The 5996-nt window shown below is 71.9% G+C and carries 5 protein-coding genes and 1 pseudogene; 4 read left to right on the top strand and 2 right to left on the bottom strand.

The features are described 5' to 3' along the window. The 3 genes from I4I78_RS29010 to I4I78_RS29000 all read left to right on the top strand — a co-directional run. A partial coding sequence (locus I4I78_RS29010; protein WP_218614694.1) for a GtrA family protein occupies positions 1–478 on the top strand: 478 nt, incomplete at its 5' end. A gap of 1 nt (position 479) precedes the next feature. Beyond that, positions 480–1406 carry an alpha/beta fold hydrolase gene (locus tag I4I78_RS29005; protein WP_218614693.1) on the top strand — a complete coding sequence of 309 codons (927 nt, stop codon included), beginning with the start codon at positions 480–482 and terminating at the stop codon, positions 1404–1406. Positions 1407–1443: 37 nt separating this feature from the next. After that, complete coding sequence (locus I4I78_RS29000; RefSeq protein ID WP_218614692.1) at positions 1444–1638, top strand: hypothetical protein; 195 nt, start codon at positions 1444–1446, stop codon at positions 1636–1638. Between the two features lie 64 nt (positions 1639–1702). On the opposite strand, the pseudogene I4I78_RS34345 reads toward I4I78_RS29000, so the two are convergent. Together I4I78_RS34345 and I4I78_RS28985 are read right to left on the bottom strand one after the other, a co-directional pair. Continuing rightward, positions 1703–3381 (bottom strand): annotated as a pseudogene (locus I4I78_RS34345) (methyltransferase domain-containing protein). A gap of 397 nt (positions 3382–3778) precedes the next feature. Beyond that, positions 3779–5053: an acetyl-CoA hydrolase/transferase C-terminal domain-containing protein gene (locus tag I4I78_RS28985; RefSeq protein ID WP_218614689.1), complete on the bottom strand. Its 1275-nt coding sequence runs from the start codon at positions 5051–5053 to the stop codon at positions 3779–3781. Between the two features lie 53 nt (positions 5054–5106). On the opposite strand from I4I78_RS28985, the gene I4I78_RS28980 reads away from it, so the two are divergent. Next, a partial coding sequence (locus I4I78_RS28980; RefSeq protein ID WP_218614688.1) for a glutathione S-transferase family protein occupies positions 5107–5996 on the top strand: 890 nt, incomplete at its 3' end.

Here is a 5996-nt window from a genome sequence, read left to right as displayed (position 1 = left end):
GGACGACCCGGGCGCGACGGACCGGGGGGACGGCGTGACGACGGGCAGGCTCGCGACGTGGCGGCGCCGCCATCCGACGCTCGTGCAGCTGGTCCGCTACGCGATCATCGGTGGCGGCAGCACCGGGCTCACCGCCGTGCTGTTCCTGGCCCTGCGGCCGTGGTTCGAGGCCGTCCCGGCGAACCTGGTCGCGCTCGTGGTCACCACGGCGGTCAGCACCGAGGCCAACCGGCGTTTCGCGTTCGGCGGGGCCCGGGCGCACCGCCTGCGCGAGTGGGTGCAGGACATCGGCACGGTCGCGTTCTACGCCGGCTACACCTCGGCGGTGCTGTTGGTGCTGCACCTGCTGGTGCCGTCGGCGTCTCCGGTGCAGGAGGCGGTCGCCGTCGCGGTGGCCAGCGTCGGCGGCGGCATCGCCCGGTTCCTGGTCCTGCGCAACTGGGTGTTCGAGACCCACGACGGGCGGGCACACTCCTGATGTGTTCGACGACTTCGCCACGTTCGACCTGACCGTCACCGGCGACGACGAGACCGTCGGGATCCACGGCGTCCGCGGCGGCGACGGCCCGCCGGTCCTGTTGCTGCACGGCTACCCGCAGACGCACGCACTGTGGCACCGCATCGGCCCGGAGCTGGCCCGCACGCACACCGTCGTCTGCCCGGACCTGCGCGGCTACGGCGGCTCCGGTCGCCCGGCCGAGCGCGAGGACCACGCCGGCTACTCGTTCCGCGCGATGGCCGCCGACCAGGTCGCGGTGATGGGCGAGCTCGGTTTCGACGAGTTCGCCGTGATCGGACACGACCGCGGCGCCCGGGTGACGCACCGGATGGCGCTCGACCACCCGTCCGTGGTGACCCGGGCCGGGGTGCTCGACATCATGCCGACCGAGTACGTCTACTCCCACGTCGACCGCCGCCTGGCCACCGCGTACTACCACTGGTTCTTCTACCTGCAGCCCGCGCCGGTGCCGGAGAACCTGATCGCCGGCGACCCGATCGGGTACCTGCACACGCTCCTGGGCGGCTGGGGAGGTGCCGGCCTGGACATCCACCCGGAGGAGGCCCGCAAGGACTACGAGCGGGCCTTCGCCGACCCGGACGTCCGGCACGCGATGCTCGAGGACTACCGCGCCGCCGTCTCGGTGGACCTGGGCCTCGACGCGGAGTCCGCCCGGGCGGGCGAACGGGTCTCCTGCCCGCTGCTGGTGCTGTGGGGCGGGGCCGGGGTGGTCGGCGGCGGCGAGGACGACCCGCTCGACGTGTGGCGCACCTACGCCGCCGACCTGGGCCTCGTGCGCGGCCGGGCCCTGGACGGCGCGGGGCACTTCCTGGTCGACGAGCGCCCGGACGAGACGCTCGAGGAGATCCGCCGGTTCCTGGATGCCCACCCGCTCTCGGACTCCTAGCGGCGCGCGGACCCCGTTCCGTGCCAGAATCCGGCGTATGGGACGAAACACGCTGACTCGCACGGTCGTCGGAACCCTGGCCGCCGGGGCGTTGGTGTTCAGCACCGCCGGCGCCTGCGGCGGCGGCGAGGACCAGCCCGCACCGACCCAGCAGCAGCAGGGCGGCGAGCAGGACGACGACGGCGGCGACGACGGTGGCGGCCAGGGCGAGCAGGACGACGACGACAACTGACCCCGGACGTGCGACGGCCCGCCCGGTCGGTGACCGGGCGGGCCGTCGTCGCGTTCGGGCCGGGTCAGGCCTTGACCGCGTGGAAGATGCCCCACGTGAGGTTGCCGGCGTTGCCGCCGTCGACCCAGTGCTGCAGGCCCGCCTTCATCTTGGTGATGTAGTCGGAGCTGATGGCGTTGCTCAGCTCGGACTCGCGCGTGACGAGCTCCTCGCGCACGCGCCGGTAGTGCGTGGGCAGCTGCGCGGCGTGGTCGTGGAACGTCACGCCGGTCATCCCGCGCTTCTCCAGGCCCGCCGTGTAGAAGCCCGGCGTGGCCATCGTGGCGAGCTGGATGCGCTCGAGGATCGGGGTCAGCGATGCGGGGTCGACCCCGTCCACGGCCATCGGGTCGGTGAACACGATGTGCCCGCCCGGGCGCAGTACCCGCACGGCCTCGTCGAGGACCTTGTCCCGGTCGCCGGAGTGCAGGAACGCGTCCTGCGACCAGACGACGTCGACCGAGGCGTCCGGCAGTGGCACGTCCTCGTAGGAGCCGGTGCTCACCGACACCAGGTCGCTCAGGCCCTGCTCGGCTGTGAGACGGGAGTTGCGCTCGTTCTCCACCGGCGACAGGTTCAGGCAGGTGACCTTCGCGCCGAGGCGCTTGGCCAGCTGCCGTCCGGCACCGCCGTAGCCGGCGCCCAGGTCGAGCACCTCGGTGCCCTTGCCGATGCCGGCGATCTCGCCCATCTGCTCGACGGTGCGCCGGCTGGCCGGCGCGATCTCCTCGTCGGCGGTCCGGTAGAGCCCGACGTGGATGTCCTCGCCGCCCCAGACACTGGAGTAGAAGGTGTCCGCGTCCTCGGAGTCGTAGTAGCTGCGCGCGGTGGCTTCCGCCTGCTGGGCGCTCATGCGGAGTCCTCCTCCTCGCGGTAGGCCTTCTCCGCGATGTGCACGAAGAAGTCCGGCTCCTCGTCGCGGTAGGTCGACTGGAAGTCGCCGTAGGTGTCGATGTGCTGGAAGCCGACCTCGTGCATGAGCCGCCGCGTGTAGTCCTTGCGCAGCGGGAACATGTTCAGGTGGTACTCGGACTTGTCCGGGAACGTGTACTTGAACCGGGCCAGGCCCTCGTCCATGTGCTCCGGCTCGGCGACGACGTCCTCACCGCAGTAGTAGTACTGGTGCTTGCTGGAGAAGCCGTTGTCCAGGATCGAGTCGTAGTTGCGCTGGTCCAGGATCAGGACACCGTCGTGCTTGAGCATCGCGTAGAACTCGGCCAGTGCCTTGCGCCGGTCGCGCTCGGCGAACAGGTGCGTGAACGAGTTCCCCAGGCAGATGATCGCGTCGTACTCGCCGTGCACGTCCCGGTTGAGCCAGCGCCAGTCGGCCTGCACGACGCGCAGGATGTGCCCGCCGTACTTCATGCCGTTCGCGAACGCCTTGGCCAGCATCTCGGCGCTGCCGTCGGCGGAGACGGTGTCGAAGCCCTCCTCGAGCAGCCGGACCGAGTGGAACCCGGTGCCGGTGGCGACGTCGAGGACGCTCTTGACGTTGCGCTGCCGCAGCTGGTCGACGAAGAACTTGCCTTCGCTCTCGTAGCGGCCCTTCCAGTCGATCAGTTCGTCCCACTTGTCGACGAACGTCTGGACGTACTCGTGCTTGTAGTGCGTCGATTCCCGGACGTCCAGCGGCTTGTCGCCGAACTCCTGGGCCATCCTGCCGAGCTCGGGCTGCTCGTTGTCGGTGCGGTGATCGGCCGTCATCAGTTCCGCGTCTCCTCCGAAGATCGGGTCGCTGCGGGTCGATCCGACCGTAGTTCGGGGACGGCCTCCTGTCCGCCCCGCGTCCGCGGGGTCTGGAACGAGAGCATTCGTTGTGTTATACGCAACGAGAGGGTCCCCATTGTCCACAGGCGGGCTCGCCCGGCGGGCGGATCCGGTCCGGGTCGCCGCTGCGGGGAGCCGCCGTGAGGGCTCCCTGAACTGCTCCGTCATCCATCTGTGACACGACGGTGTCGGCGGGATGGCCGCCTGTGGAGGGATGGGCGGCCGCGGTGGTGCAGGTCACCGCTCCGACGGCTGGACACCGTGCCACTCGGACGAGAACTTCGCGATGTGAAGTGTGTCACACAGCGAACTGAGATTCACTCGTTCGTGCCAATCAGGCGACGCCCGGGTGTCCCCACAGTGTCCGCAGGGCAGCGCGGCGTTCTGCGCGACCCAGCCCGCGCAGGTCGGCCGTACCCCGTTCGGTGACCACGACGTCCACATCGTGCGACGGCGTGGTGACCGCGCGCGAGAGGCGTTCGACCAGGGTCGGGCGGCCGCGGTGGGTGCTCGCCAGCACGATCACCGACAGGCCCGGCCCGCGCGCGCCGGCCGCGGCGAAGTCCGGGTGACCGCCGATCATCCCGTTCGCCGAAGGTCGTCCGTGGACCGAACTCAGGCCCTCGACGTTCACCTGGCCGTCGGCGTCGATCTCCAGCGCCGTGTTCAGGGCGACCAGCGGGGACGGGTCGGCGGCCGAGAGCCGCGAGATGTCGTGGGTGTACTCGACCCGGCGCACCACCCCGCGCCCGTGCGCCCAGTCGTAGAGCCGCCGGGTCCCGTAGAGCCCGAGCGCGGTCGGCGTGTCGAGCAGCAGCCCGCGCTCGTCGAGGTCGACGACCGGGTCGGACATCAGCCCGGAGTCCACCCGCACCGGCACCCGCAGCGCGGAGACCAGGGCCGCGGCCAGCCGTCCGGGCCCGAACTGGATCCGGGCCCCGGACGGCACGAGCGCGGCCGCGTGCCCGGCGATCGCCTCGTCGTCGGCGGTCGGGGGCGGGGTGGCGATGTCGGCGGGTGCTCCCTCGGGTCCGTCGACGACGCCGAGGACGGTCACCGCGCCCTCGGGCAGGGGCGGGCCGGCGGTCGCGTGCGGGGCGGACCGGGACTCCACGGCCGCGACCGGCACGCCGGCGTCGACGAGGGCCTGCATCCAGGACACCTCGGCGCCGAAGCGCAGCCCGTCGCCGTCGCGGACGACGGTGGCCAGCAGCAGGTCCGGGCGCAGCGCCCCGGTGAGCAGCGCCGGCGTCGCGGAGAGCCGGCAGGGCACCGCGGTAGCCGCACCGGAGTCGAGCATCGCCCGCACACCGGGCCCGCCGACGACGGTCCGGACGTCGGCGAACGCGGCCGGGTCCAGACCCGGCAACGGCGCCGGCACCCAGCCCAGCACCAGCCGGACCCCGCCGGCGGCGGCCGCGACCCGGCTCAGCGGACCGGTCAGCGCGTACGGGGCGCCGCAGGCGTCGGCGAGCGCGACCCGGGCACCGGGACGGACGAGCCCCCGTAGGGCGCTCTCGAGGTCCCCGCGCGGAGCGCCATCGAGGTCCCCGCGCGGAGCGCCTTCGGAGTGCGGGCGCGGGGCGCCGGCGGGATCACGGTCGGCCATGCCGGTGATTCGACCACGAGCGGTCGCGCGCGAGCAGCGTTAGGTTCGCGGGCATGGGAACCGAGGCGGAGTCCGGCGAGTTCGTCCGCGAGGCGCTGGGGGTGACCGAGCGCATCACCGCCGACGGGTCGTCGCCGTGGCCGGTGGAGGCCGGGCGCTACCGGCTCGTCGCGGCCAGGGCCTGCCCGTGGGCGAACCGGATCGTGATCGCGCGCCGGCTGCTCGGGCTGGAGGACGCGATCTCGATGGGCATCGCAGGCCCGCTGCACGACGAGCGCAGCTGGCGTTTCCACCTCGACCCCGGCGACAAGGACCCGGTGCTGGGCATCGAGTGGCTGCGCGAGGCCTACGAGAAGGCGGTGCCCGGCTACGACAAGGGCGTCACCGTCCCGGCGATGGTCGAGATCTCCTCCGGCAAGGTCGCCACGAACGCCTACGCCGAGCTGGAGTTCGACCTGGCCACCCAGTGGTCGTCGCTGCACCGCGACGGCGCACCGGACCTGTTCCCGGAGCAGCACCGCGACGAGATCGACGCGGTCGGCCAGGGGATCTTCCACGACGTCAACAACGGCGTCTACAAGTGCGGGTTCGCCACCACCCAGGCCGCCTACGACAAGGCGTTTCACGCGCTGTTCGCCCGCCTCGACGAGCTCTCCGACCGTCTCGCGGACCGCAGGTACCTGGTGGGCGACACCCTCACCGAGGCCGACGTGCGCCTGTGGGTCACCCTCGCCCGGTTCGACGCGGCCTACCACGGCCACTTCAAGACCAACCGGCACAAGCTCACCGAGATGCCGGTGCTGTGGGCCTACGCCCGGGACCTGTTCCAGACCCCCGGGTTCGGCGACACGATCGACTTCGACCAGATCAAGCAGCACTACTACGGCGTGCACTCCTCGGTGAACCCGTCCGGGGTGGTGCCCCTGGGACCGGACACCTCGGT

Source organism: Pseudonocardia sp. KRD291 (assembly GCF_019263595.1).
Taxonomy (GTDB): Bacteria; Actinomycetota; Actinomycetes; order Mycobacteriales; family Pseudonocardiaceae; genus Pseudonocardia.
The sequence above is the reverse complement of the archived record's forward strand: the minus strand, read 5'-3'. Positions and strand labels throughout refer to the sequence as shown.

Excerpts from the sequence above, each read along its gene's own strand:
- I4I78_RS29000 (WP_218614692.1), top strand. The coding sequence starts at position 1,444 with ATGGGACGAAACACGCTGACTCGCACGGTCGTCGGAACCCTGGCCGCC.
- I4I78_RS28985 (WP_218614689.1), bottom strand. The coding sequence starts at position 5,053 with ATGGCCGACCGTGATCCCGCCGGCGCCCCGCGCCCGCACTCCGAAGGC.